1 pseudogene is annotated in these 947 nt (G+C 52.6%); it reads right to left on the reverse strand.

Annotated elements, in window-relative coordinates:
* Positions 1-938, reverse strand: a pseudogene (locus tag C4K46_RS10505) (hypothetical protein); the annotation flags it as partial.
* Positions 939-947: the final 9 nt, after the last annotated feature.

The following is a 947-nucleotide window of genomic DNA, read 5'->3' on the forward strand; positions in this document are numbered from 1 at the left end:
AGGCTAGCGCGGGCTGCTTGCAGGTTTTGCAGGGCTTGGTTAACCTGGGCTTGACTAGCTTTTTGGTTGTCCAAGACTTGCTTGGTTGCGCTCAACTGGCTAGTGTAGGCACTTTGTTGGGCGCTAGTCGCATTGTAATAAGCGCTGGAAGATTGAGTGCTATCTTTCAGATTGTATTCGGTTTGCAGGGCAGACTTGTTGGTCGCTTTACCTTGGAGGCCGGCGCGGGCTGACTGCAGATTTTGCAGAGCCTGGTTAACCTGGGTCTGGCTGGCCTTTTGGTTGTCCAAGACCTGCTTGGCTGCGCTCAACTGGCTAGTGTAGGCACTTTGTTGGGCGCTAGTCGCATTGTAATAAGCGCTAGTTGCCTGAGTGCTATCTTTCAGATTGTATTCGGTTTGCAGGGCAGACTTATTGGTTGCTTGACCTTGGAGGCCGGTGCGGGCTGCTTGCAGGTTTTGCAAGGCCTGGTTTACCTGGGCTTGGCTAGCTTGTGAATTATCCAAGACCTGCTTGGCTGCGCTCAATTGGTTAACGTAGGCACTTTGTTGGGAGCTTGGTGCATTGTAATAAGCGCTAGTTGCCTGAGTGCTGTCCTTGAGATTGTACTCGGTTTGCAGGGCAGACTTATTGGTTGCTTGACCGGTTAGGCCTGCGCGGGCAGCTTGCAGGTTTTGCAAGGCCTGGTTTACCTGGGCTTGACTGGCCTTTTGGTTGTCCAATACCTGCTTGGCTGCGCTCAACTGGCTAGTGTAAGCACTTTGTTGGGCACTAGTTGCATTGTAATAAGCGCTAGTTGCCTGAGTGCTGTCCTTGAGATTGTACTCGGTTTGCAGGGCAGACTTGTTGGTCGCTTTACCTTGGAGGCCGGCGCGGGCTGCTTGGAGACTGCGGAGAGCTTGGTCTACTTGGGCTTGGCTAGCTTGTGAATTATCCAAGACCTGCTT

It is taken from the genome of Streptococcus oricebi (genome assembly GCF_017883985.1).
Classification (GTDB): domain Bacteria; phylum Bacillota; class Bacilli; order Lactobacillales; family Streptococcaceae; genus Streptococcus; species Streptococcus oricebi.